Origin of the sequence: Kitasatospora purpeofusca, from assembly GCF_036010405.1 — a bacterium.
Classification (GTDB): Bacteria; Actinomycetota; Actinomycetes; order Streptomycetales; family Streptomycetaceae; genus Kitasatospora; species Kitasatospora purpeofusca.
This window is the reverse complement of record NZ_CP108561.1, coordinates 4,674,512-4,699,946: the sequence shown is the minus strand read 5'-3', so window position 1 is coordinate 4,699,946 and position 25,435 is coordinate 4,674,512. Positions and strand designations below refer to the sequence as shown.

The 25,435-nt window shown below is 75.6% G+C and carries 18 protein-coding genes and 1 tRNA gene; 8 read left to right on the top strand and 11 right to left on the bottom strand.

Going from position 1 to position 25,435, the window contains the following annotated elements:
• Window positions 1-4: 4 nt before the first annotated feature.
• Entirely contained in the window at window positions 5-874 is an 870-nt protein-coding gene (locus OG715_RS20780) for a M23 family metallopeptidase (protein WP_266270313.1), read from the top strand.
• A 70-nt stretch (window positions 875-944) separates the two neighbouring features.
• Here the strand turns inward: OG715_RS20780 and OG715_RS20775 are convergent, their stop codons facing one another.
• Window positions 945-1,970 (bottom strand): hypothetical protein, encoded by a 1,026-nt coding sequence (locus OG715_RS20775; RefSeq protein WP_266270312.1) that lies wholly within the window; start codon window positions 1,968-1,970, stop codon window positions 945-947.
• A gap of 43 nt (window positions 1,971-2,013) precedes the next feature.
• On the opposite strand from OG715_RS20775, the gene OG715_RS20770 reads away from it, so the two are divergent.
• The 3 genes from OG715_RS20770 to OG715_RS20760 all read left to right on the top strand — a co-directional run bounded on the left by OG715_RS20770 (window position 2,014) and on the right by OG715_RS20760 (window position 4,391).
• On the top strand, window positions 2,014-2,613 hold the full coding sequence (locus OG715_RS20770; protein ID WP_266270311.1) for a GNAT family N-acetyltransferase: 600 nt from the start codon (window positions 2,014-2,016) through the stop codon (window positions 2,611-2,613).
• A 124-nt stretch (window positions 2,614-2,737) separates the two neighbouring features.
• Window positions 2,738-3,490 carry a sensor domain-containing protein gene (locus OG715_RS20765; protein ID WP_266270309.1) on the top strand — a complete coding sequence of 251 codons (753 nt, stop codon included), beginning with the start codon at window positions 2,738-2,740 and terminating at the stop codon, window positions 3,488-3,490.
• A gap of 127 nt (window positions 3,491-3,617) precedes the next feature.
• Complete coding sequence (locus OG715_RS20760; protein WP_266270308.1) at window positions 3,618-4,391, top strand: hypothetical protein; 774 nt, start codon at window positions 3,618-3,620, stop codon at window positions 4,389-4,391.
• A gap of 13 nt (window positions 4,392-4,404) precedes the next feature.
• Here OG715_RS20760 and OG715_RS20755 read toward each other — a convergent pair whose 3' ends face one another.
• The 8 genes from OG715_RS20755 to OG715_RS20720 all read right to left on the bottom strand — a co-directional run bounded on the left by OG715_RS20755 (window position 4,405) and on the right by OG715_RS20720 (window position 15,026).
• Window positions 4,405-5,502 (bottom strand): hypothetical protein, encoded by a 1,098-nt coding sequence (locus OG715_RS20755; RefSeq protein ID WP_266270307.1) that lies wholly within the window; start codon window positions 5,500-5,502, stop codon window positions 4,405-4,407.
• Window positions 5,503-6,029: 527 nt separating this feature from the next.
• Complete coding sequence (gene ltrA, locus OG715_RS20750; protein ID WP_266270305.1) at window positions 6,030-7,748, bottom strand: group II intron reverse transcriptase/maturase; 1,719 nt, start codon at window positions 7,746-7,748, stop codon at window positions 6,030-6,032.
• A 792-nt stretch (window positions 7,749-8,540) separates the two neighbouring features.
• Window positions 8,541-9,323 (bottom strand): hypothetical protein, encoded by a 783-nt coding sequence (locus tag OG715_RS20745; RefSeq protein WP_266270304.1) that lies wholly within the window; start codon window positions 9,321-9,323, stop codon window positions 8,541-8,543.
• 236 nt (window positions 9,324-9,559) lie between these two features.
• Window positions 9,560-9,633 (bottom strand) — tRNA-Met (locus OG715_RS20740).
• A gap of 50 nt (window positions 9,634-9,683) precedes the next feature.
• Window positions 9,684-11,102, bottom strand: a complete 1,419-nt coding sequence (locus tag OG715_RS20735; protein WP_266270303.1) for a PrsW family intramembrane metalloprotease — start codon at window positions 11,100-11,102, stop codon at window positions 9,684-9,686.
• Between the two features lie 126 nt (window positions 11,103-11,228).
• The gene (trmB, locus tag OG715_RS20730) at window positions 11,229-12,059 is read right to left on the bottom strand and encodes a tRNA (guanosine(46)-N7)-methyltransferase TrmB (RefSeq protein ID WP_030398586.1); all 831 of its coding nucleotides are present in this window, start codon (window positions 12,057-12,059) and stop codon (window positions 11,229-11,231) included.
• A gap of 140 nt (window positions 12,060-12,199) precedes the next feature.
• Window positions 12,200-13,438 (bottom strand): L-2-hydroxyglutarate oxidase, encoded by a 1,239-nt coding sequence (lhgO, locus tag OG715_RS20725; RefSeq protein ID WP_266270302.1) that lies wholly within the window; start codon window positions 13,436-13,438, stop codon window positions 12,200-12,202.
• 160 nt (window positions 13,439-13,598) lie between these two features.
• Window positions 13,599-15,026: an MFS transporter gene (locus tag OG715_RS20720; RefSeq protein WP_266270301.1), complete on the bottom strand. Its 1,428-nt coding sequence runs from the start codon at window positions 15,024-15,026 to the stop codon at window positions 13,599-13,601.
• 725 nt (window positions 15,027-15,751) lie between these two features.
• Here OG715_RS20720 and OG715_RS20715 point away from each other — a divergent pair.
• From OG715_RS20715 to OG715_RS20705, 3 genes are all read left to right on the top strand, one after another.
• Window positions 15,752-18,055, top strand: coding sequence for an asparagine synthase-related protein (locus OG715_RS20715; protein ID WP_266270300.1), 2,304 nt, complete (start codon window positions 15,752-15,754; stop codon window positions 18,053-18,055).
• A 184-nt stretch (window positions 18,056-18,239) separates the two neighbouring features.
• Window positions 18,240-18,761, top strand: coding sequence for a universal stress protein (locus OG715_RS20710; RefSeq protein WP_266270298.1), 522 nt, complete (start codon window positions 18,240-18,242; stop codon window positions 18,759-18,761).
• Window positions 18,762-18,840: 79 nt separating this feature from the next.
• Complete coding sequence (locus tag OG715_RS20705; RefSeq protein WP_266270297.1) at window positions 18,841-19,545, top strand: DsbA family oxidoreductase; 705 nt, start codon at window positions 18,841-18,843, stop codon at window positions 19,543-19,545.
• A 33-nt stretch (window positions 19,546-19,578) separates the two neighbouring features.
• On the opposite strand, the gene OG715_RS20700 is transcribed toward OG715_RS20705, so the two are convergent.
• Both OG715_RS20700 and OG715_RS20695 read right to left on the bottom strand, forming a co-directional pair.
• Window positions 19,579-21,954: a sigma-70 family RNA polymerase sigma factor gene (locus OG715_RS20700; protein ID WP_266270296.1), complete on the bottom strand. Its 2,376-nt coding sequence runs from the start codon at window positions 21,952-21,954 to the stop codon at window positions 19,579-19,581.
• 335 nt (window positions 21,955-22,289) lie between these two features.
• Window positions 22,290-23,360, bottom strand: coding sequence for a TetR/AcrR family transcriptional regulator (locus OG715_RS20695; RefSeq protein WP_266270295.1), 1,071 nt, complete (start codon window positions 23,358-23,360; stop codon window positions 22,290-22,292).
• 535 nt (window positions 23,361-23,895) lie between these two features.
• Here OG715_RS20695 and OG715_RS20690 point away from each other — a divergent pair.
• Window positions 23,896-25,290: an NAD(P)/FAD-dependent oxidoreductase gene (locus OG715_RS20690; RefSeq protein ID WP_266270294.1), complete on the top strand. Its 1,395-nt coding sequence runs from the start codon at window positions 23,896-23,898 to the stop codon at window positions 25,288-25,290.
• Window positions 25,291-25,435: the final 145 nt, after the last annotated feature.

Genomic DNA, 25,435 nt, shown 5'->3' with positions numbered 1-25,435 from the left:
CTCCGTGGCGTCGACGCACACCCAGGCACACCCGTCCGGGTCCTCCACCGGCACCCAGCTGCTCGATCATCCGGGCCCGTTCGCCGGCCGCGGCCCCTTCGGCGGGCCCGCCGACGAGAGCGCCCCGCCGGCCGCCGACACCAGCCGGCACCGGATGCCCCGTCAGACCCGCGGCGCCGCGCCGCTGCTCGGCGTCACCGCCGTCGCCGCCACCCTGGGCGCGACCGGCTTCGCCTCCGCCACCCCGGCCGCCGCGCCCGCCGTGGAGAGCCCCGACGAGACCCCGGTCGCGCTCTCCGCCGACCCCGGCCTCGCGCTCGCCGCCCGGATCCAGCAGCAGGCCGACAGCCAGCGCACCGCGGCCGAGGAGACGGCCCGGGTCCAGGCCGCCCAGGAGGCCGAGGCCAAGCGCGCCGCCCAGGTCGCCCAGCAGGAGCAGGCCAGGCGCACCGCCGAGGAGGCCGAGAAGGCCAAGCTCGCGGCCATCAAGCTGCCGGTGCGCGACTACCGGCTCTCCGCCCACTACGGCCAGAGCGCGCGCTACTGGGCGCACCTGCACACCGGCCTCGACTTCGCCGCCGACCAGGGCGAACCCGTCTACGCGGTCGGCCAGGGCACCATCACCTCGGCCGGCTGGGCCGGCGCCTACGGCTACCGGATCGTCGAGACCCTGCCCGACGGCACCGAGATCTGGTACTGCCACCTCTCCTCGATCATCAAGGGCTCCGGCAAGGTCCTCCCCGGCCAGCAGATCGGCAAGGTCGGCGCGACCGGCAACGTCACCGGCGCCCACCTGCACGTCGAGGTCCGCCCCGGCGGCGGCGCCCCGGTCGACCCGGAGACCTGGTTCGAGCAGCGCGGCGTCACCCCCTGACCCCGCCTCCCCCCGAACAGGACGAGGGACCCCGGCCGCACCGGCCGGGGTCCCTCGCCGTCCTCCGCGTCTACTCCGGGGCCGGTTCCCCCGCCTCCGCCGGCCACTCGCCGTCCGCAGGCTCCTCGGCGTCCGCCGGCCACTCGCCGTCCGCAGGCTCCTCGCCGTCCGCAGGCTCCTCGGCGTCCGCCGGCCACTCGCCGTCGGCCGGCTCCTCCGCCCAGGCCGCGTCCAGCCCGGCCAGATAGGCGTCGATCTCCGCCGGCCCCGGCTCCGGCGCCAGCTCCGGGAACTCCGCCACCAGCAGCTCCGGCAGCCCCGGCACCGTCCAGGTGCCGGCCAGCTCCAGAGCCGCCCGCGCCGCCGCCTCCTCGAACGCCCCGAAGTCCCCGGCCAGCTCCTCCGGCATCGGCCGGCCCAGCGCCGTCAGCTCGGCCAGGTTCCGGTAGCTGCGCCGCATCAGCCCCTGCTCCAGCAGCCGCCGCGCACCGTCCGTCGCCATCCCGACCGCCAGCGTCCGGCCGCCCGCCTCCCAGCCCCCGTCGTCCACCGGGTCCAGCGTGCCGTCCGCCTCCAGCGCCTCGAACGCCGCCGTCCGCTCCTCCTCCGGCAGCTCCCGGAACCCCTCCAGCCAGGCCCGTACCGCCGCCCCGTCGGCGGTGTCCACCCCGGCCGCGCGCAGCAGCAGCGTGTACAGCCGGGGCCAGGTCACCAGGTCCGCCCGGCGCAGCAGCCCGGCCGCCACCTCACCCTGCCACTCGGCCTCCGCGTGCAGCCGCTCCTGCCGCTTGGCGTTCAGCCGCTTCGCCGCCCGCCGGTGGTCGATCAGCAGCCGCACCGCCGCGCCGTACGCCAGCGGGTCCTGGCCCGGCTCCGGCTGGACGTACAGGTACAGCCGCTCGTACAGCAGGTGCTCCACCGCGGCGGAGGTGACTTCGGGCCAGCCGTCGTGCATCCTGCCCTCGCCCAGCTCCAACAGCGCCAGCACCGCTCGCAGCGGGCTCTCGGCGACCGGCTCGCGGCCCTCCGCCTCCGCCCATACGAGCAGCTCGGCGGCCTTGGTGCGCGGGGCGAGCCGCAGGTCTTCGTCTTCCATAACCACGAACCGTAACCGCTGGTCGCGGGTAGGGTCGGGAGCCATGGTCCCCGTTCGACTCACCGGCCCCCGGCTTGCCGTTCGCGAGTTCCACCACAGCCCCGAGGACGTGGCCGCGCTGCACGCCGTGTTCGGCGACCCGGAGGCCACCCGCTACCTCCCGTTCGCCCCGCGCGACCTGGATACCTGCGACGACCAGGTCGCCCAGTTCGTCGAGGAGGCCGAGAAGGAGCCCCGGGAGGTCTACCGGCTCGCCGTCACCCTCCGGGCCGACGCCGACGACCCGGCCCGCGCCGTCCCGATCGGCAACGCCGCGCTCGGCCTCGTCCCGTACCGCGCCGCCACGATCGGCTACGCGCTGCGCCGCGACGTCTGGGGCTCCGGCTTCGCGGGGGAGCTGGTCACCCTGCTGCGCGACTTCGCCTTCGGCCCGCTCGGCGTGCACCGGCTGGAGGCCCGGGTCGACGTCGACAACGCCGCCTCGATCCGGGTGCTGGAGCGGGCGGGCTTCCGGCTGGAGGGGCGGGTCCGGCACGACTACCGGGGCCCGGACGGCTGGCGCGACGCCCAGCAGTACGCCCTGCTCGCCGACGACCCGCCGGCCGGGAGCGCGGTGCCGGGGGGACCGCTGCAGGGGGGATAGCCCCACCCCCGGTTCGCCGGGGAGCCGGATGTCCGGCGGCCGCGCGTTTTGACAGGCTTCAGGAGTCGGGGGAGACGCCCGACGAGCCCGAACCGCGACCGACCCGAGGGACCGTGACCCGGCCATGAGCACCCACACCACGCAGCGCAGCGAGTACGAGGCGTACGACGGCCGCACCGGGTACGCGAAGGACGACGCGGACGGCCACCGCCCCGGCGCCGTCCACCGCACCGAGGAGCCGCCGTACGCCTGGCGGGCCCCGTTCAGCTCCTACTTCTACCGGGAGGTCGGCTACACGCTGACCGGTCTGCCGGTGGCGATCCTCGGCTTCGTCACCGCCGTCACGCTGTTCGCCATGGGCGTCGGCACCTTCGTGACGGTGCTTGGCCTGCCGGTCCTGGCCGCTCTGACCACGGCGGCCCGGGGCTTCGGCCGACTGGAGCGGGCCCGGGTCCGCGGCCTGCTGGCCCTGGACGTCCCCGGTCCGGCCCCGGTCCGGCCCCGGCCCGGCTTCTGGGGCGCCATCACCGCCCGGCTGGCGGACGCGGCCGGCTGGAAGGCCGTGCTGTACCAGGTGGTGATGTTCCCGTGGGCGATCCTCGGCATGACGCTGTCGCTGGTCTTCCTCTGCGTCGGCTGGACGCTCGCGCTCTACCCCGCCTACCACTGGGTCTTCGCGCGCTGGACGGACTGGCCCGGCTACCGGCTCTTCGACTTCACCAACGGCTCCGGCCACCACGTCTACTACATCGAGTCGCCGCTGCAGATCGCGGGCGTCTGCCTGGTCGGCCTGCTGTTCGTCTTCGTCACCCCGCAGCTGGTGCGCGGTCTGACCAACGTCAGCCGCCTCGCCGCCCGGGGCCTGCTCGGCCGCTGAGCCGCTCGCACCGCTCGCCCCTGTCTCCTCCCCGTCCCGTCTAGTCCCGTTCCGTCCCCGGCCGGCCGATCCTTCGGCCGGCCGTCTGCGGATGCGGCCCCCGGCGGGCCGTGTTCGGATGGCCGCGATGGCCGACCGAACCTCCCCGGCCCCGGCAGCCGCCCTGGTGACCTCCCGTCCGCTGGACGAGTACTGCGGCCTCTTCGGCCTCACCCGGGCCGCGCTCGCCGACCTCCGGGGCCCGCTGCTCGACTGCCCCGGCGGAGCCGCCGCCCTGGCCGCCGAGGCCCGTCCGCTCGGCTGCCGGGTCATCGCCACCGACCCGGTGTACGCCCGGCCCGCCGACGAGATCGCCGCGAGCGCGCTGGCCGCCCGGGCGGCCATGGCCGCCGCGATGGACGCCAGCCCCGAGCTCTACCCGCCCCGCCGCCACCGCCCGCCCGAGCGCTACCTGCGCAGCTGGGACCGGGCCCGCCGGCTCTTCGCGGCCGACCGCGCGGCCCACCCCGGGCAGTACGTCGCCGCCGCGCTGCCCAGGCTCCCGTTCGCGGACGGCACCTTCGCCCTCACCCTCAGCGGCTACCTGGTCTTCGCCTATCCCGCGCTGTTCGGGCCCGAGCGGCAGCTGGCCGCGCTGACCGAGCTGGTCCGGGTCACCGCGCCCGCCGGTGAGGTCCGGGTCCATCCGCTGTTCGACGGCACGGGCCGCCGGGCCGGCCACCTCGACACCGTCCGGTACCTGCTCGGCGAGCGCCGGATCGCCAGCGAGATCCGGACCCTCCCGCCGGTCACCGAGGGCGCCCGCCCCCGCCGGATGCTCGTACTGCGCCGGGCGGACCACCGGGAGCGCCGCCCCCGGTCCGCGCCCGGTCCGCCCACCCCGGGGCGTCCGCGACGGTGACCTCCGGGTCCGGCTATCCGGCGCCGGGCTGTCCGGCGCCCGGCGCCGGAGCATCCGAACCGGCCCCGGCCCCAGTACCGCCCCCGGGCGCGGCCGGTGTGCCCGCGCCCGCCGTCGGCCCGCTCTGCTGCTGCGGCAGGAACACCACCGGCTCCAGCCGGGAGAGGATCTTCTCCGCCAGCCAGCTGCGGTCCGAGCCGTAGGGGATCCCGTCCGGCGCCATCAGCCGGCCCGCCACCGCCTCCCGCAGCTGCTGGGTCTCCTCGGCCGGCAGCCGGGACAGCAGACCGCGCGCCGCCAGCAGCGCGTGGTACTGCTCGAACCCGGAGCGCGGGTGCTCGATCGCCTCCAGCACGCTCGGCAGGTCGCCCAGCGCCGGATCGCCCTGCATCAGGGCGAGTGCCTGGACCCGCCGCCCCTCCGAGCCGTCCGCGAACAGGTCCCGCACCTGCGCGGCCGTCAGCGCCGAACGCCGGGCCGTCGACCGGACCTCGGCCACCAGCCCCTCCGGCCCGCCCGCGGGGTCCGTCGGCAGCATCGACCCGGGCAGGTCGTCGGGCTTGCCGGTACTGGTGCCCACCAGGCCCAGGTGCTGCATCGCCCGCATCCGCAGGTCGTCCGCGCCGACCCGGTCGCCCTTGCGGTCCCGGTCCTGCCCGGCCAGGAAGAGGTCCAGCGCCCGGTCCGCGTCCGAGAGCACCCGGGGCAGCGCCAGCCGGGTCAGCAGCCAGCCGGCCAGGAAGCCGAGCAGCACGAAGTAGAGGACGAGCGCGGCGGCGAACGGCGAGGCGTCCGCGCCCCCGCCCAGGACGGGCGCGAGGGTCGAGCCGAGCTGGTCGAGCCGCTCGCCGATCGAGCCGAGCTGGGTCAGGCCCACGCCCAGCAGCACCTTGGTGAGCCAGTCCGAGACCTGTTCGAGGTTGGTGTTGGGCACGTAGGAGCCGTGCGGTTCGGTGTCCGCCGCGTTGGCACGCACCCGGGGCACCCCGAACAGGAACCCCAGCGCCCCGCCGACCAGGGTCGCCGCGCAGGCCACCACCAGCCCGCCGCCCAGGGCCTGCCACGGGTGCGGCCGCCCCAGCGAGAACAGCGCCAGCCCCAGCAGGCCCACGCCGGGAAGCGTTCCCGCCGCGGCCCGTCGAGCCGTCCGCACCGCCGCCGTACCGTCGGCCCGCCGTGTCGCCATCGCCCACACCCCCAGTGCCCGCACCCCGCCCCTGCGGAGCGCGCGCCGACTCTAGACCCTCTCCGAAGAGAGGGCCCACGCGCCGGCTCCTTGCCGGGGCCGGCCGACTCCTAGCGGGGATGCCCTCCGGGCGGTCGCGGAAACCCGTCGAAATCCCGTCGGGAAATCCGTCCGGGAACGCAGACGGCCCGCGGGCTGCTCCTCGGTGCCGGACCCACGAGGGGCCTGGCGCCGAGGCACCGTGGATGTACCGGTGAGCCCGCGGGCCGGGTGACTGCTGGAAATTTCGCCTGGCCGGGGACCATGGGCCCCACCTTGCGCAGGCAAGGGCGGCTCTAGCGAGCAGCCACCTCACACATCCTGATGGAACTCAACTCAGTCGGGTAGCCGGAGCGCATCGCTGCGCCCCGGCCCCCTCAGAACCGGACGTGCGGCTGTTCACCGCATCCGGCTCAAGCGGGCTTTTGGCCACTGTTCAGGTCCTTTCTCCGGTCCCCGGCATGTAGTTGCCGGTGACATAGCGTGTGAATCAGCTCCAGATTGTTGGGGTGGTCGCTGCCACCCTTGCTGCGGTAGGTCAAGTGGTGCACGTGCACTCCCCGATACGAGGCGGTGAACCACCTCGCCCAATCGCGGACGTCATCGGGGTCGTACCCCGCGCCCTCGATCAGGTCCTGCCCGCATCTGGGACACAGCCCCTTCTGCCGATCCGCCATCGCCAGAATCCGCTTGGATTCCACGTTGGGCATCCGCTTCCGGGCCCGGTTCCTCCAGTAGTCCTCCAGTGCCGGGTCATCACGGGAAGAATCCCCCTTGACCGCGATGTGTCGGACGATCGGCGTCCAGGAGAACTTCGTCAGGTGTCTGTCGGCACTGCCGAACACCCACCTGTCGTTCCTCCCCTTCCGATGCTGACCCCAGTACCTTTCCCGAATCCATCGGCCGGTCTTGTTCGGATGGCAGTACAGTGCCCACCGTTTCAAGGCCCAATAGGTATAGGTGTCGAGCGTCCCGAAGGTGTCTTTCGAGACAACGTGCCGGTAGTAGGTTGACCAGCCGCGGACGTACGGGTTTAGGTTCTCAACCAGCTTTTCGGCCGGTTGTCCCCGATGACTGCGAATGGTCTCCTTAATCCTATCCCTGGCCCGCTGTGCCGCGTCCTTGCTCGGTTTGATGATCGCCTTGCCGTTGTACTTACGGACGTTGAACCCCAGAAAATCGAATCCATCGTCGAGGTGGACGACGCGCGTCTTCTCCTCATTGAAAGAAAGACCCCTGAGCGCCAGCCATTCCGCGAGTTCACGTCGGCGACTCTCCGCTTCCTCCTTCGTGCCGCACAGCACCACGAAGTCATCCGCGTACCGAACGAGAGCCGGCGACGCCTTGGCCTTCCCTCCCGACGGGAGGTTCGCGCCGATGGCGTCACCCATCCCGTGCAAGGCCACGTTCAACAGCAAGGGGCTGATGACCCCGCCTTGCGGGGTGCCCTCCACCGTGTGGGCGAACGTGCCCTGTTCCATCACACCGGCCCGCAGCCACCCCCGGACCTGCTCGCGCCCCGGGAAGAGGCCGATCGAGTCCATCAGGTGCTTGTGGCTGATGCGATCGAAAGCCGCCGACAGATCCGCATCGAGAACCCACGGCCTGCGGCAGCCCTTCTTGGCGATTACTACGAAGATCGCTTCGATCGCGTCCTGGCAGTTCCGGCCGGGGCGGAAGCCGTAGCTCCGTGCCTCGAACCGGGCTTCCCATTCTGGTTCAAGAGCGTTCTTGACCCGTGCCTGGTGGACCCTGTCCCGGATCACCGGGATGCCGAGCGGTCTCGTCCTGCCGTTCGCCTTCGGGATGTGCACACGCTTGACGGGTGTGGCGGGGAAGCCCGGCGTGGCGATGACCTGCCTCGCCAACCTTCCTCGCTTCGCGGGATCGAGGGCCGTTACCCCGTCGATCCCTGCCGTCCTCTTTCCGGTGCTCTGCTGGGTTACCCGCCTGACACTCGTCAGGGTGTTGGCCCTGGACCTCAGCATGAGCTTTTGCAGGTTGCGTACCTGCTTCAGGTTTCCTTCACGAGCGGCCCTGTAGATCCGCTGACGGAGTCGCTTTACGGACTCCTCCTCCTGGCGCCAGTCGGTGCTGTGCCAGAATTCGGCGTCGCCCTCGGTTCCGTTCATCGAGGGGATTTCACCTGTGACGAGCACCTGCGTCCCCCTCTCAGTCCAACTTGCGCCTTGGAGCAAGTCGCTGCGTCATCATCACTACATGGCCTACCAGGTCCACGTCTGCCCGCTTTCGCGCCCGGCACCTGCCGGTATCCGCCGGGTTATGGCCGGAGGGAGAGAGTTCCCTTGATTCCGGCGGTTCCCCCGAGCTTTCGCCCTGGCGGCCTTCGCTTCTTGGACCTTCCTGTTCCCGCACCGGAGTTCTGCCTTCATTGCTTCCGGCCTACCGGCTGACACACCGGACCGATACGGGGTTCCCGCGTTCCACTGCCCTCAGTTGCGCTCGGGGTGGGTGCCCTCTTTAAGCCGACCTCCACGGTGACCTACGCACGGGGTGATTCAACCCCACGAGCCACGATCAAGAGCTCTGCGCCGTGTCGTGCTTCGCAGCACCAGAGGTTTTCCGCCGCCGATTCCATGCCATTGACGCGGCGTAAGGATAACGACCTGTAAGAACAAGGGTTCGCTTCCGCTCACCCGTCCGAGCTTCCCCTTTGCCTGTTGCTGGACGATGGCCCGTCCTGCTCTTGGGCTTGACCACCTCGGCTCAGCACCCCGGCGTTACCGCCGACGCACCCGAGGCTGGGGACCGACCATCGGTCACAGGTCGGGGCCCACGTCTCTCTCCTGGCTGTGGGCCACTGAAAGGCAGCGACTTTCGCGTCGCACGGATCACCTCCTTTCAGTGTGCCGCCACTGTAGGCAGCGCCCCGGAGGGAGGGCAACGGATTTATCGCCGCCGGATCAGGCGGCCTGCACCTTGTCCTTGAACAGCGAGAAGTCGAGCTGCTGATCGGCCGGCGGGGCCTGGACGGTCAGCGGCTTGTCGATGTCGGTGAGGTCCATCTGGCCGCCGCCCTTGCCGCTCTTCTCGAGCCGCAGCGGGTACGGCTTGCCCTCGGTGGCGACGTGCAGGGTGACCTCCCCGCCGGAGCTGTTCTTCGACTTGACGCTGAAGGTCTTCGCGCCGTTGACGGTGCCGGCCGAGCCCTTGGTGATGTTGGTGGCCTTGCTGTCGTCGAAGGTCTTGGTGAGCTCCTTGAGGTCGCAGGCGCTGGTGAGCTCCTTCAGCTCCGGGTCGCTCTGCGCGCCCGTGATCCAGCGGCCCTTCAGCAGCTCGACGGCCTGCGGGTTCTTCCCCCCGGTGGCGCTGTTCAGGAACTCCGCGTCGGGCTTCAGGTAGACCTGCTTGCCGTCGCCGAGGAGCTCGAACTTGCCTGCTCCCGGCAGGCCCAGGGTGCCCTTGCACTGGCCCTTGGTGTCCACCGCCAGGTCGATGGCGATCTGGTCGGTGTCCTTGTTGAAGCTGCCCGTGATCTTGACCGAGGCGGCGCCGGCCAGGGCCTCCTTGGCCTGCTTCTGGATCTCCTCGGCGGTGAGCTTCTCGGTGTCCAGCCCCGGCGCGGCGGCGGTCTTGCCGCCGGTGGCCTTGTCGGCGGCGGCCTTGTCGTTGTCGCCGCAGGCGGTCGCCCCGGCCACCAGCAGCAGGCCGATCGCGGTGGTGCTGGCAAGGCGCTTCGACAGCATGAGTGTGTGTCCTAACTCGGCGCGACGGTCCGCGCCCGGAGGAGTCGTTTTTGCACTCAGTATGATCGTCGGCCCCGACGGGTCGATCTTGCCCCGGGGTGCTGTTACCGCGCGGTGGCAGGACTGTGGCGCGGAGCGGACGCCCGCGACCCCGGGCCCCGGCCCCGGAGCACCCGTGCCCCGGGGAACGACGAAGGCCCGGAGGACGAGTCCTCCGGGCCTTCGTTGCTACTGAGTAGCGGGGACAGGATTTGAACCTGCGACCTCTGGGTTATGAGCCCAGCGAGCTACCGAGCTGCTCCACCCCGCGTCGGTGAACACAACAATACGGGGAGATCGCCCGGATGGGAAATCCGTTCCTCAGGGGCCCCCGGCCGGCCCCCCGAGCCACCCCGCGAGCCGGGCGGCGCACCGCCGGCCGAGGAGGCCGGCGGTCCGCACCCCGGTCCGGGCCCGCGGCGTCGGCGGCCCGGCCCGCTGCGGCGGCCCTTCTCGCCCCGGGTGGCGGGCGGCCCGCGACCGGGCCCAGGCGGAGAAGCAGACCAGCGCGGCGAAGCAGGGCACCATCAGCACCGCGTAGACCAGCAGGAAGCCGTGGGTGCCGAGGTCGGCGGCGGCGTTCCAGGTCCCGTGCAGGGCCATCGACAGGACCAGCCCGGTCGGCGCCGCCAGCCGGGCCAGCCGGCGGCGCCCGGTGGTGAGGGTGACCGCCAGGCCGAGCCCGGTCAGCGCGGTGAACAGCGGATGGGCGAACGGTGAGAGCAGGCCGCGCAGGACGAAGGTCTGCACGGTGCTGTCGAAGTCCCGCAGGCTGGGCGGCTCGCCGAGGCCGATGCTGTCCAGCCGCTGCTGCTGGTCGTCGGTGAACGCCCGCCCCAGGTAGAGCGCGTTCTCGGTGAAGGCGAAGCCGCAGGCGGTGATCCCGCCGAGGACCACCCCGGCGGCCAGGGTGCGCGGCCGGGACCGGGCCCGCCGGTGGCCGGCGGCGGACCCGGCCGCCGGGTGCGGCAGCGGGCGCGGGTAGGGGCGCAGCCGCAGCCGGGCGCGCGCGTGCGGCCCGGCGAGCCGGCGCTCGTACCCGCGCGGCTGCCGGGGGCCCGGCAGCCGGCGCAGCACGTCGGCGCAGGGGCGTCCGCCGGGCCCGGCGGCGCAGTGCAGCCGCCGGCCGATCGGCAGCAGCAGGACGAGCAGGGCGGCGCCCTTGGCGCTCTCCTCGATCACCGGGGTGACCAGGTCGGCGCCCAGTGCCTCGCCGAGGCTGCCCTGGTGGGTGCTCAGGTAGGTGCTGGTCCAGCCGTTGGCGAGGATGGCCACGGTGGTGGCGGCGCAGGCGCCCCAGCCGAGGCAGAACACGGTGTGCCGCAGCGGCACCCGGGCGGTCTGGTTGAGCCAGGCGATCCCGCCGAGCACGAAGGGCAGCGGGACCATCGCCAGCCCGAGGCCGACCAGCAGTCCGGCGGTGCCGGTCTGGCGGCGGACCAGGTGGAGGATCAGCACCCCGCAGCCGGCCAGGGTCAGTACGGCCGTCGCGGTGACGGCGGAGAAGGCGGCCGGGCGCAGCGGTCGGCGGCGGCCGGGGGCCGGTCCGGGCGCGGTCGGGCCGTCCCGGCGCGTGGCGGGGCCCTGGGGGTCGGCGCGGCCCGGCCGGGGCACGAACCGCTGGGCCCGGCGCCTCCGCGGCCCCGGGATGGTCCGGGTGTCGGCGGTGGGCGTGGGCATCTCTCGGTCGTCGGCGGCCCGCACGGTGAGGTGGTACCCATCGCCGGACGGGGTGCTCACCCGGCACAGGGTAGGCCAAGCCGCCGGGCGGCCGGGCGGAGTCGGGAGGAACCGTCCGCGCCGGGCGCGCCCGCCGGTGGCGCCGGGGCCCGTGCGGGCGCGCCGGGTCGAACGCCCGGCGTGCTGTCAGCGGCGGCGGAACAGCAGGTCGTGCACCACGTGGCCCTTGGCGATGCCGGCCCGTTCGAACTTGGTGACCGGGCGCCAGTCCGGTCGCGGCGCGTAGCCCGGGACGGAGCCGTCCGGGTGGTCCGCCGGTTCGGTCCAGCCGGTGCCGTCACCCTCGGGGTGGAGGTTCTCCAGCTCCGGGGAGGCGGACAGCACGGCGAGCATCTGCTCGGCGTAGGGCTCCCAGTCGGTGGCGCAGTGCACCAGCGCGCCGGGTGCCAGCCGGGGGAGGACCAGCTCCAGGAAGGACGGCTGGACCAGCCGCCGCTTGTGGTGCTTCGGCTTGGGCCACGGGTCAGCGAAGTAGACCCGCAGACCGGCCAGCGAGGCGTCCTGGAGCATGTCGCGCAGCAGGATCACGGCGTCACCGGCGGCGGGCCGGACGTTGGTGCTGCCGTCGCGCTCCAGCATGCCGAGCAGGTTGCCGTGGCCGGGGGTGTGGACGTCGGCGGCCAGGATGCCCATGGCGGGGTCGGCGGCGGCCATCGCGGCGGTGGTCTCGCCCATGCCGAAGCCGATCTCCAGGGTGACCGGCAGGCCGTCGAAGAGCGCGGGCAGGTCGAGCGGGGTGCCGTCGATCGCGATGCCGTAGGTCTCCCAGCTCCGGTCCAGCGCGCCCGCCTGGGCGTTGGTCATCCGGCCCCGGCGCGGCTGGAAGCTGCGGATGCGCCGCTCGCTGTGCTGGGCCTCGGTGGCCTTGTGCGGGTACATCGGCGCCGGGTAGGCGGCGGGGGCCGCGGAGAGCCGGGCGGAGGGCGAGGGCTGGGGGATCGGGGCGGTGGCAGTCACAATCAACCGAGTCTACGGGGCCGCCGGGCGGGGGCCGAGGGGGCTGTGACGGGCCCCACGTCCGCCGCCGGGGCCGGTCCGGGCCGACCTCCGCGGCCGTCCTCCCGGCCCGCCCCCGCAGTCCCCCTCGCTGTCCGCCCTCACCGTCCGCCCGCGTCCAGTGCGGCGAGCGCCCGGCGGGCCACCTCCCGGCCGATCGGCAGCGAGGCCGTCGCGGCGGGGGAGGGCGCGTTCAGCACGTGCACCAGGCGTCGGGCGGAGCGCGGGTCGTCGGGGTCGAAGCCGGCGAAGGCGAAGTCGTCCAGCAGCGAGCCGTCCCTGGCGACGGCCTGGGCGCGGACCCCGGCGCCGGCCCGGACCAGGTCGGCCGGGACGACGGCCGGCAGAAGCCGCTGGACGGCCGAGGTGAACGCCCGTTTGGAGAGCGAGCGGTGCAGCTCGCCCACCTCGTAGCGCCAGTGCCGGCGGGCGATCCGCCAGGTGCCGGGGAAGGCCGCGGTGCCGGCCAGGTCGCGGGCGCGGACGGTGCGCCAGTCGTAGCCCTCGCGGGCCAGCGCGGGCACCGCGTTCGGGCCGACGTGCACGTCGCCGTGCACGCCCCGGGTCAGGTGGACGCCCAGGAACGGGAACGCCGGGTCGGGCACGGGGTAGACCAGTCCGCGGACCAGCTCCCGCCGCTCCTTGACCAGTTCGTAGTACTCGCCGCGGAAGGGCACGATCCGCAGGCCGGGGTCGTCGCCCGCCAGCCGGGCGATCCGGTCGCTGTGCAGGCCCGCGCAGTTCACCAGGACCTGGCAGCGGAGCTCCCCGGCCGAGGTCTGCACGGTGACGCCGTCGGCCCGTCGGGCGATCGCGCGCAGCTCGGTGCCGGTGCGGATCTCCGCCCCGGCCTCGCGGGCGAGGCGCGCGTAGGTGGCGGCGACGGCGGGGAAGTCGCAGATGCCGGTGCTCCCGATGTGCAGGCCGGCGACACCGGTGACCTGCGGCTCGTACTCGGCGATGCCCCGGCGGTCCAGTTCGGTGACCGGGATGCCGTTGGCCCGGCCGCGTTCGGCCAGCGCGCGCAGCCGGTCGAGTTCGGCCGGTCCGGTGGCGACGATCAGCTTGCCGGTGACCTCGTGCGGGATGCCGTGGGTGCGGCAGAACTCCACCATCTCGGCGGCGCCGGCCACCGCGTAGCGGGCCTTGAGCGAGCCCGGCCGGTAGTAGACGCCGCTGTGGATCACCCCGCTGTTGCGGCCGGTCTGGTGGGCGGCCAGTCCGGGTTCCTTCTCCAGCAGGGTGAGCCGGAGTCCGGGGCGGGCCCCGGTCAGGGCGTGGGCCGTGGCCAGCCCGACGATCCCGCCCCCCACCACCAGCACGTCGACGTCGTACCGCACGGCCCGCTCCTCGTCTCGTCCGACCGCCCCGTCCGTCCGCGATGCTGCCACGGCGGCGGGGGCCGGTCGAGTGGGCCCGGGGGCGTTTCGGCCGGGCGCGCGGGGCACCTGTCCGGAGTCCGTCCGGGGTCCGTCCGGGGTCCTGCGGTGCCGCCGTCGGTCAGGCCGGGGCGACGATCACCGCGCGGGCGCGCTCGGTCAGGTCGCGCACCCGGCGCTCGCCCTGGAAGGGCTCCAGCCGGCGCAGCATCTCCACCACGTACTCGCGGCTGCGCTGGGAGGAGATCCGCCCGGCCACGTCGACGGCGCGCTCGCCGGCCGCGACCGCCGCGTCCAGGTTGCCCGCCTCGGCCTCGGCCATCGCGGAGACCACCAGCCGCAGGCCGTGCGAGCGCACGAACCCCTCGGTGGGGCGGGCCAGCGCCTCCCGGGTGAACTGGCGGACCTTGGCGGGCACCCCGAGGTCGCGGAAGCACTCGGCGGCGTCCGCGGCGAGCCGGTCGTAGGCGTAGAAGTCGATCCACGCCGGATCGGGATCCCCGGCGCGCGCCCGCTCCAGCGCGCTCTCCGCGGCGCCGAGCGCGGTCGCGCACGCCGCCGCGTTCCGGGCCTTGGCCTGGGCCCGGGCCTCGACCAGGTGGAAGAAGCTCATCGTCCGTGCGGTGGCCAGGCCCCGGTTGCGCTCCAGCGCGGCCTGGGCGAGGTCCACGGCCTCCTCGGCGAAGCCCCGGTAGCCGGCCTGCAGGCTCATCGAGGCCAGCACATAGCCCCCGAGCGGGACGTCCGCGGCGGCCCGGGCGAGCCGCAGGGCCTGGATGTAGTAGCGCTGGGCGGCCTCGTGCTGGCCGGTGTCGAAGGCCATCCACCCGGCCAGCCGGGTGAGTTCGGCCGTCGCGCCGAACAGCGCCCGGCCCACCGCGTCGCTGTACGAGGCGAGCAGCAGCGGCGCCGCCTCGACCCGCAGGCACTCCGGCACCATCGACGAACGCCAGTCCCCGCCACCGTACTTGGAGTCCCAGCGGCGGGCCTCCTGGGCGGCCTCGCGGAGTTTGGCGGCGTCCGAGTGGCCCACCCGGTACGAGCCCGACTCGGCCGGGGCGCGGGGCAGTTCGCGCGCCACCGAGCCGTCGGCGGGGTTGATCAGCCAGCGCGAGACCGGGGTCGCGTAGGCGGCGACCGAGAAGGTGCCGGCCAGGCTGTCGCTCCAGCGGCCGCCGCCGGGGCCCCGGCGCAGGTCGAGGTCGACCCGCCAGAGGTCGGTGGCGGACCGGACCGCGTCGGGCACCTCGCGCGGGAAGGCCAGGCCGAGTTCGGGCGCCGGGTCGGTGTCGCCGAGGCCGATCTCCTCCAGCGGCACGGGCCGGCCGAGCTTGCCGCCGATCGCGGTGGCGATCAGGTGCGGCACCGGGCCCTGCGGCACCATGCCCTTGCTGACCCAGCGGGCCACCGAGGTCTTGTCGTAGCGGAGCGTCAACCCGCGCTGCGCGCCGAGGTCGTTGACCCGGCGGGCCAGACCCGCGTTGCTGATCTGCGCCAGGGTCAGGAGCGTGCCGAGCCGTTCGTTCGGTCCTCGTGGGCTGACGGTCATGGTGGCGGCGGCACCTCCTGCGGCCTTGTGCGCGGGGCCCGGGCGGCACCGGGCCGAAGCTGCTGTACCTAGAGTAGTCGGACGCGTTCCGAGGGTTAAGAGGCCGCATTCCGGATGGCGGGATCGCGCGCCCGGCGCCGGGCGTCGGGCGGGCCGCGAAGTTGGTCAGGACCGCCGGGATCCGGCCGTCCGGCGGTCTCCCGGCGGCGCGCCGGAGTGCCGTGCTCCGGTCCCGTGTCGATGTGCGCCCGGCCGTGCCCCCTGGCCCGACCGGCTGGTCGGCGATTCGCTGGTGGTCGTGGGTCGGCCCGCCGTCGAGGACCCGGCGGGCCGGGGGATGCCGCCGCCTTCATCCCCGCGGGCGGCGGCGACGTCCGGGAGGGCATGCGGATGCCCTCCCGGGCCGAGCGACGCCTTTCGGCCATCTCGCGATGGCCATGACAGGGCGACCCACGGGGCGGTCCGGGCCGGGGAGGGGAAGGCCCGGGCCGCTCCGGTGGAACGGCTCGTCCGGGTGTTCGAAACCCCGCGCCGTCACCGTCGTCCGCCCGGTGCGGTCCGAAGGCCGCGCCCCTACGGCAACGGCCCCGCCCGCGCACCGGAAACGACAACTCCGGTCACCGGACGCACAACCGGTGGCACCATGTCCTCTGACGGCGCGCCGGACGCGGGCCGCGGGATCCGGACCCGCCGAGCGGTGCAGGTCCTCGTCCGGTGGAGGCGCGATGCGGTGGCTGACGGGCTGGTGCACGGGCGCGCCCCGGCCGGTCGCACCGGCGCACGAGCCGCCCGGTGCCGTGGCCCCGATCGCCGCGCGCACCCTGTGGACCGGTCCCGACCCGCTCTGGGCGGTCGGCGACTGGCGCCCCGAGGAGATCCGCCTGGCCGTCCTGCGGCCCGGGACCGGCGCCTCGGTCACCACCGGACCCACCGCGCCCGACCCCTTCGAGGCGAACCCCGCCACCCTCCGGCTCGCCGTGTTCGGCCACTGCGGTGCCACCGACGCCGAACTCGCCGCCGGCCTGGCCGCCGCCCGCGGCGGCGCCGTCCGCCACCTCACCGGCTGGCCCGGCAGCTACACCGTGGTGCTGCGCAGCGGCACCCGGTCCACCGTGCTGCTCACCGACCTGGCCGGGGCCCGGCCGGTCTTCCACACCCCGTGGGGCGACGGCACCGCGTACGCCACGGCGGCCCTGCCGCTCGCCGACCTGGTCGGGGCACCGCTGGACACCGGCCACCTGGCCGCCCGGCTCGCCTGCCCCGAGGCGCCCGAGGCGCTCGGCACCGGCACCCCCTACCTCGGGGTGCGGCGGGTGCCGCCCGGGCACGCGCTCGCAGTCCGGAGCGGGCGGCCGTACCTCACGCAGTACGACGGCCCGGGCGCCGAGGGGGTGCCGGGGCGCGGGGAGGCGGCGGCGGTCCGGGAGCTGACCCGGGCGCTGCTGGAGTCGGTCCGGTTCCGGGTCCGCACCAGTCCGGCCGGCCCGGCCGCGCTGCCGGCCGGCCGGTCCGGGCGGGCCAGGCTCGGGGTCGACCTCTCCTACGGGACGGCCTCCGCCACCGTCGCGCTGCTCGCCGCCGCGGTCCCGCCTGCGGCGGGGCCGGCCGCCGTCGGGCCGGCCGGAGCGGTGGCGCCCTACCCGTCCGGGCCGTACCGGGCCGTCCCGGCGCGGACCGGACCGCCGTCCGAGGAGTCCGGGCCCGGGGCCGGGTCCGGAGCCACGTCCGCGTCCGGCTCGGCGTCCGCCGCCCGGTCCGGCGGCCCGGTCCGGACCGGGGCGGTGAAGGGCTCCTGGGCCCGCTCCGGCGCCCGGCCGCGCACCGCCTCCGAACCCGTCGCCGCCGTCACCTTCGGCGAGACCACCGGCACCGGGACCGTCCCCGCCGCCCCGGCGCTCGCCCCGGACGTCCCGCGGCTGCGCCGCACCGTGCTCGCCCCCGGCCCCGACACCCTCCCGTACGCGGACCTGCGCGCCGACCCGACCGCCGGGCCGCTCACCGACGAGCCCGGCCCCGAGCTGGTCACCGCGGCCTGGGCCGAGGCCCGGTTCGGGGCGGGCGGCACCGACCACCTCACCGGCCACGGCGCCCGGCAGGTCCTGGACGGGCACCCGGCCCGGCTGGCCGACCTGGTCCGGGCCGGCCGCTCCCGCGAACTCCTCTCCCCGGTGGCCGCGCTGGCGGGCGCCGACCGGGCGGCCGCCGGCGTCCTGACCGGTGCGCTGCGGACCCCGTTCACGGTGCTGCGCGCCGCCCACCGGCTGGCCCGGATCCGCTACCCGGACGCGCTCGACGACGCCGCCGTGCGGCTGACCCTCCGCCGGACGGCCGACGGCTCCGGCACGGCCGGAGCGCGCTCGGCGGACGACCTCGCCTGGGTGGTCCCCGGTCCCGCCGCCCGCTGGCTGTCCGACGAGGCGCTCTCCGCGGTCGCGCTGCGGCTGCGCCTGGCGGCGCGCGAACCGGCGCCCGGGGACAACCCCGGCGCGTACCGGGCCCGGCACGCCCTGCACCGGCACGCGCGCGGCTTCCGCACGCTGGTGCACGCCACCGAACAGCCGGGCCAGCGGCTGCACGCGCCCTTCCTCGACAACCAGGTGGTGCGGGCCGCCCGGCTGCTCCCGGACGAGGTCCGGCTCCAGCCCGGCGCCCGGCCCGCGCTGCTGCACGCCGTCCTGGCCGGCGCCGGCCGGACCGACCTGCCGCCCGACTGGGGCCGGGGCCCGCGCCCCGACCGCGCCAGCACCGTCCGGGCGGGCCTGCGGCTCGCCGCCGACGGCCTGGCCGAACTCTTCGACGCGCCGCTGCTCGCCGAGGCCGGGCTGATCGACCTCCCCGCCGTCCGGGCCGCGCTCGACCGCGCCGCCGACCCGGCGGCCCCGCTGCCGCCCGCCGCCCTGGCGGGCCTCGCCGACCTGGTCGCCACCGAGCTCTGGCTCCGCCGGGTCCGCGCCCGCCGCCACGGCGCCTGCTGGACCGGCCTGCCGCGCCCCGTCCACCCCGCCCTGTCCCCGCCCCGCCTCTCCTGACCCCGTCCCGCCCTGATCCCGCGCACCTGCCCCGCGCACCTGCCCTGCCCCGCGCACCTGCCCCGCGCACCGGCCCGACCCCGCTCCCGGCGCTCCTGCGGCTCCCGGCGCGGCTCGGGCACGCGGCGGCACCGGACGGCGATCATGGCGAACGTCCCGACCCCTTCCCCGCCCGGAGGCCGTGGTGACCAGTGCCGGTCCCGACCCGTCCGTCCCCGTCGTGCTCTCGGTGCTCGGCCGGCTCCCGACCAACCGCCCGCCCGGGGTGCTCGCGGCCTGCGACGGCTCGGACGGCTCGCTCTGGGCCCTGGACCGGGCGATGACCGAGGCCGAGGCCCACGACCTGCCGCTGTACGTGCTCGCCGTCGTCAACCCGGCGCCCACCGGCTACCCGCCGGGGATGGCCGAACTGGTCCAGGAGAGCGTGGAGACCCTGGTCGAGTCGATGGCGGACGGCCTGCGCCGTGCGGTGGTCGCCGTCCAGCGGGCCCGCGCCCAACCCTGCACCGCCGAGATGTCCCTGCACGTGGTGCTCGGCAATGTGATCGAGGTCCTGCTCGCCTCCTCGGCCCGGCAGCACACCGTGGTGGCCGGCACCCGGGGCAACGGCGGCTTCGCCCGGCTCCTGCTGGGCTCGGTCAGCGGCGCCCTGGTCCACCACGCGGCCTGCCCGGTCCTGGTCGTCCCCGCCCCTCCGGAGGGCTGAGCACCCGCCGGGAATGTCCCGAGATGGTTCATCGTTCATCCATCTCGGACCCGTCCCCACCCCCTCTGGAGCCCCCGTCATGAAGGTCGAGATCTACTCCGACATCGCCTGCCCCTGGTGCTACATCGGCAAGCGCCGCTTCGAGCAGGCGCTCGACGGCTTCGCGGGCAAGGAGAACGTCGAGGTGGTCTACCGGCCGTACCAGCTGGTGCCGGACGCCCCGGCCACGGCGAGCCCGCACCGGGAGTGGCTGGCCGAGCGCTACGGACCGCAGTCGGTCGCGATGGACGCCCGGGTCGCCGAGCTGGGCCGGGCCGAGGGCATCGGCTACGACTTCGACGCCGCCCTGCACGCCAACACCTTCCTCGGTCACCGGCTGCTGCACCTCGCCGAGACCGAGTACGGCGCGGCCGCCCAGGGCCGGCTCAAGGAGGCCCTGCTCAAGGCGCACTTCAGCGACGGCGTGGACGTCGGCGACCGCACCGCGCTCGCCGAGGTCGCGGTCGGCGCGGGCCTGGACCGCGACCGGGTGACGGCCTACCTGGCCGGCGAGGAGGGCGCCGCCGAGGTGCGCGCCCAGCTGGCCGAGGCCCGGGAGATCGGCATCACCGCCGTGCCGACCTTCGTCTTCGAGGGCAAGTGGGCGGTCCAGGGCGGCCAGGAGGCCGAGACCTTCCGCCAGGTGCTGGAGCAGGTCGCCACCGAGATCGGCGAGCGCCGGCCGGCCCCGGTGCAGGTCGCCCCGGCCGGCGAGGCGTGCGCGGACGGCTCCTGCGCCGTCTGACCCGACGGTCCGCAGACGCCCCCGGGGCCCGCTTCAGACGCACCTGAAGCGGGCCTCGGCCCAGTCGGCCATGTTCAGCGCCGACCAGATGCCGTTCGCCGGCACCACCACCAGCCGGATCGAGGTCTGCCCGCCGAGCGGCACGTGCACCGGCACCGCCGGGTCGCCCGCGCGCAGCGTGGGCGAACTCCACAGCGTCCGCCCGTCGCGGCCCTGCACCGAGAAGACCACCCCGCCGAGGGCGAAGGTCAGGTCGTCCATCCCGGCCACCGCGTCGAAGGACGTGCAGCTCCGGTTGAGGTCGATCACCGTGGTCGCGGGCGCGTGCACGCTGATGCCGTGCCGGTGCTCGGTGCCGGCGACCGAGACGCTGTCCCGCTGCCAGAACCAGTCGCTGCCGTTCTCCCGGATGCTCGGCCGGGGCGGCGGCACCCGGTTCTGGGACGACCTGACCACCGGCAGGTCGTCGGCCCAGAAGTCGGTGGGCACCGGCGGGGTCGGTACGGCCGTGGGCGGCGCGGTCGGCAGGCTCGGCGTCACGGTGGGTGTCGGCACCACCACCTCGGGCACGGGCGGCAGCGGCACCTCGGGCACCGGCACGGTCGGCGGGGTCGGCACCGGCACCGCCGGGACGGTCGCGGGCGGGGTCGGGGTGGGCGTCGGCGTCGGAGTGGGCCTCGGGGGCGCGGGCGTCGGCGAGGGGGCCGCCGCGGTCGCCGGCGGGCTGCTCGGCGCCGCCGGCACCGGCCTGGGCGCGGCGGCGGGCGGCGGGGGCGCGGACGGCGCGGGGGCCGGCTGCTCCACCGGCACCGGGGCCGGGCTCTCCGGCGCGGGCGGCGGGGCCGGTTCCGGGGCGGGCGGCTCGGGCTCGGCGGACGGCGGCGCGGGAACGGCCGGCGCGGAGACCGGGGCAGCGGCCACCGGGGGCCTGGGCTCGGGTGCGCCGGTGAGCGCGTACGCGGCGACGGCCGCCGCCGCCACCGCGACGGCGGCGGCGATCCCGGCCTTCGCGGCGGTGCCCAGGCCCTCCGCGGCGGCGCTCGCGGCGCCCCCGCCCCCGCCGGAGGCCCCGGCGCCCGCACCACCCGCGGCCCCGGCCGTCCCGGCGCCCGCTGTCGTTCCGGTCGCGGCACCGGCCGCACCGCCGGCCGCACCGCCGGCCGCACCGCCGGCCGCACCGCCGGCCGTGCCGCCGGCCGTGCCGCCCGCCGCGGCGGCCGCGGTCCCGGCGGCCGCGCCGCCCACCGCCGCCACTCCGCCGACGGCGGCCGCGGCGGCACCGAAGCCGCCCGCGCCGATCCAGACCAGCACCCCACCGGGCAGCAGCGCGCGCAGCCCGTGGTTGATCTCGGACAGCTCCAGGCACGCGGCCGTGCACCGGTCGCACTCCTTGAGGTGCCGGCCGACCTCCGCCGAGGCACGCTTGCGCAGCGAGCCGCGCGCGTACGCGCCGAGCCGGTTGGCGTACGCCTCGCAGTCCCGGTCCTGGCTGCCCGAGACGTGCGCCTGCAGGAAGCCGGCGGCGAGCCGGTCGCGGGCCCGGTGGGCCTGGACGGCGGTCGCGTTGGCGGTCTTGCCGAGCATCACCGCGACGGTCTTGGGGGACTCCCGCTCGACCTCGGTGTGCCAGAGCACCACCCGGTCGTCCTCGGGGAGTTCGGCGTAGGCCTGCATCACCATGCGCTGGTCGGCCAGCGCCATCGCCCAGGCGTCGGCGCCCGGATCGGCCAGATCGAGGTCCACCACGGCGGCCGAGCTGTGCGCGAACAGGCTGAAGTCGTCCACGAGTTGCTCGCGCCGCTCGCTTCGGGTCCAGGCCGCCGCGACGTTCCGGACCGCGGTCAGCAGATAGGCGCGGACGGCGAACTCCGGTCCCTTGCCCGCCCGAAGCGCCTGCAGGGTGCGGGCGAACACCTCGCCCGCCAGGTCCTCGGCGGTGAAGCTGTCCCGGCAGCAGGTCCGGGCGTAGCGGCGCACCGAATCCACGTGCCGGCGGTAGATCTCCTCGTAGGCGGTGTCGTCGCCGGCCCGGACGAGCGCGGTCAACTCCGCGTCGGAGGGCGGCCGTTCGCCGTCGACGGGATCGGCCGGCGCGGGCACGGTGGGGCGCGCCGACGCCCCGGTGCCGACGAAGGCCTCCGGGACGACACCACCGCGCCCGGCGCCGGCCTGCCCCGGGACCCGGCCCTGGGGGAGCGCCGCGGCGGAGGCGGAGAGGGTCTCGCGGCCCGGCATCCCGGCCTGGTCCGGCACCTGGCCCGCCGGCACCGGCCCGGGCGGAGTGCCCGGCCCGCCGCCGGGTGCCCCGGGGCCGGCGGCCGGTCCGTCAGGACCGCGGTCGGGCCCGCCCCCGGCGGACCGCCCGAAGTCGAGGCCGTAGCCGTAGTCGTTCTGTTCCTCGGCGCTCACAACGGACCCCAGACTCCACGACAGCCCCCGTAGTGTGGCAGGGCGCGCGGGAGTGCGTGGGCGCACGATTCTCCGCCGCACGGCGCCGAGGGCGCGCGAACGGCGCGCATCGGGACATTGGCTCCAACCACGGGCAAAGGATGGCATAGCGCAGAGTTGGGCGGTAGCCGGACCGGCCGTGACCCACTCTTCCGTGGGGCCGTCGCGGATGTGTTCGCCCCGCGCACGGCGCCCCGGGCGGCGTCACCCGCCCCGGGCGAACGGTCCGAAGCCGTCCGCCCCCGCTCACCAACCTCCTTGCCCGCGCCGGACGTCGGGTCCCGGTGCGGTCCGGCTCAGCGGGCCCGCAGGCCGTCGAGCAGGATCTGGAGCAGCCGGTCGGAGGGTCCTTCGGCGGACTGACCGTCCGCCTGCGGGCCGTCCGTCGGCTGCGGGGCGTCCCCGTTGCCCGCGGGCAACGGGCCGGCCGCCGCGCCCGCCGCACCCACCACGACCGGGCCGGCCGGCGGCCCGCCGCGCCAGGCGTGCACCGGTACCGACGCGGTCAGCACCAGCACCACGTCCGCGACGGTCACTCCGGGCCGCAGCTCGCCGGCCGCACCCGCGCGGGCCACCAGGGCCGCGAGCAGTTGCAGCAGCAGCCGCGGGTCCGCGTCGGCCACCAGGACCGCGATCTCGCCCTCGGTCGCCGCCCCGACGCCGACGCCGAGACCGGTGACGGCCCCGACGGGCCCTCCGGCCGCCTCGCCGGACACCTGGCCCGGCACCGGACCGCCGAGCGGACCGGGCGCCGAACCGTACGCCGTCCCGGTCAGGCCGGTCGCCGTCGGCTCGTACCGCGCGGAGCCGAACGCGCTGCCCGACCCGACCGGGTCCGGCGAACGCTGCTCGGGCACCCGCCCCAGCTCCTCGGCGTACCGGAACGCCTCCGGCGGCAGCAGCCGCCCGGCCCCGGTGGACACCGCGCGCGCCAGATAGCCGGCCAGCGCCTCCCAGGCGCCCGCGCCGCCGTACAGCGAGTCGCGGGCCTGGGCGGTCAGCCAGGCGACCTCCTCGGCCGCGATCCGCTGGACCAGCACCTCCTTGCTCGGGAAGCGCCGGTACACCGTGCCCACGCCGACCCCGGCCCGCCGCGCCACCTCCTCCATCGGCGCGCCGTAGCCGAACTCGCCGAACACCTCACGAGCCGCGCGCAGCACGCTCTCGAGGTTCCGCCGCGCGTCGACCCTCAGCCGGGCGCCCGGGCCCGGCCCGCCGCCCTGTGCCGCCTCGCCGCCCCGGTACGGGACGGCCGCGTACGCCGCCCCCGGTGGACCGGCGGCCTCGGCCGGGCCGCGTTGCTCCGGCACCACGCCCTGGCCGGGGTGTGCCGCACCCGATAGCCCCAACAGTCGCTCCTGTTCCATCATCCCAACTCTCCCCCGCAGGCGTCCGGTTCCGGACCCTGTCGTCGCCCGCCCCTGCACCCCCCGGTGCAGCTACGCCTGAAAGAAATGACCGATGACCCATCGCTCGTGCCGTTGGTGCCGCCCGGGTGCCGCCCGGCCGCGGGTGCGGCCGCGCGAAGGTCCACCCGGACCCCGCTCCGGAGGGCGCCGCCGGGCCGATCGCTGCGATCGGGCCGGCGCGTCGGCGCCCGTTCGGGGCCCTGTCCGGGAACTACCCTTCCCCGGATCACGGTCCCGCAGTCGGGTTCTCCCGCCAACACTAGAACTGGCCGTAATGACCGATCCACGGTGCGTCGCCACCAGTTGACATGGCAGTGGCCGCGCCGCCACACAATCCGACCATAGTTCACCGCCGTTCGAGGCCGAAAGTGCGTCAGAAACTCACCCCGGCAGTACTTCTGTCCCCTTCCGGTCCCAACAGTCCCGTCCGCCACAGCACGGACGGTGGACAAGAGGGCTCCGGCGGTCCTTTATTGGTGGGCGTGATGGGGGCATGCCCGGTCGAAGGCGGGCCGCGGAGCCCATCGACAGGAGGTGCGCCATCAGGATCCTGATCGTCGGCGGCGGGTGCGCGGGCATGTCGACCGCCCTGCACCTCCAGCGCGGCCTGCGCGAGCGGCTGCGCCGCGGCGAGGTCCACCTCACCCTGGTCGAGCCGCAGGCCTACCTCACCTACCACCCGCTGCTCGCCGAGGTCGCGGCCGGCACCATCGACCCCCGCCACGTGGTCGTCCCGCTCCGTCGCGAACTCACCGAGTGCAGGGTGCTCACCGCCCGGATCACCCGGATCGAGCACGCCTCCCGCCGGGCCTGGGCCGACGCGGCCGGCCCGGGCGAACCGCCCGCGCCGGTCGAACTCGACTACGACGTCCTGGTGCTCGCCCCCGGATCGGTCTCCCGCACCGCCCCGGTGCCCGGACTGGCCGAGCACGGCCGGGGCTTCTCCACCGTCGGCGAGGCCGTCGGCCTGCGCAACCACGTCCTGGAACAGCTCGACCTCGCCGCCACCACCCGCGACCCGGCGCTCCGCCAGGCCGCGCTCACCTTCGTCTTCGTCGGCGCCGGCTACGCGGGCGTCGGCGCGCTGGCCGAACTGGAGGACATGGCCAGGTACGCGGTCCGGGGCCACCAGCACACCACCCCCGACGACCTGCGCTGGGTCCTGGTCGAGGCCACCGACCGGATCCTCACCGAGGAGTCGCCCGAACTCGCCGCGCACACCCTGGACCAGCTGCGCGAGCGCAATGTGGACGTACGGCTGCGCACCACCCTGGAGTCGGCCGCCGGCGGGGTGATGGCGCTCTCCGACGGCAGCCGGTTCGCGGCCCGCACCCTGGTCTGGACGGCCGGGGTCCGCCCCAACCCGCTGCTGCGCGACACCGACCTCCCGCTGGACACCGCCGGCCGGGTCCGCTGTCTGCCCACCCTCCAGGTGCTCGGCCCGGACGGCCGCGCGCTGCCCGGGGCGTGGGCCGCCGGGGACGGTGCGGCCGTGCCCGACCCGCACACGGACGGGGCGCCGTGCGCGCCGAACGCCCAGCACGCCTTCGCCCAGGCCGAGCTGCTGGCCGCCAATGTGCTGGTCGCGCTGGACGGCGGCCCGCACGCGTCCGGCATCGCCGAGTACCTGCCGGGCCCGCCGGCCTGCTCCACCTCGCTGGGCCTGGGCCGCGCGGTCGCCCACACCCGGGGCGGCGGGCGGCTCACCGGCCGCCGGGCCTGGTGGCTGCACCGGGCCCGCCACCTGCGGCGGCTGCCGAGCGGCGAGCGCCGGGTCCGGATCCTCGTGGACTGGGCGCTGGCCGGGCTGTTCTCCCGTGAGGTCGTCCCGATCGGCCGGCCCGAGCAGCCGGACCGGCCGGAGCGGGCCGACGGGCGGCCGGTGTGAGCCGGTCCGGCGGCCCCGTCGCCGCCGCCCGGGCGGAGTACCGGCACGGCTTCGGGACCGACCCGACGACCGCGCCGGGCGCGGACGACTTCCGGAATCGGGCCTCCGCCTGACAGGATCGGCCCGACCGAGTCATTACCCCGTG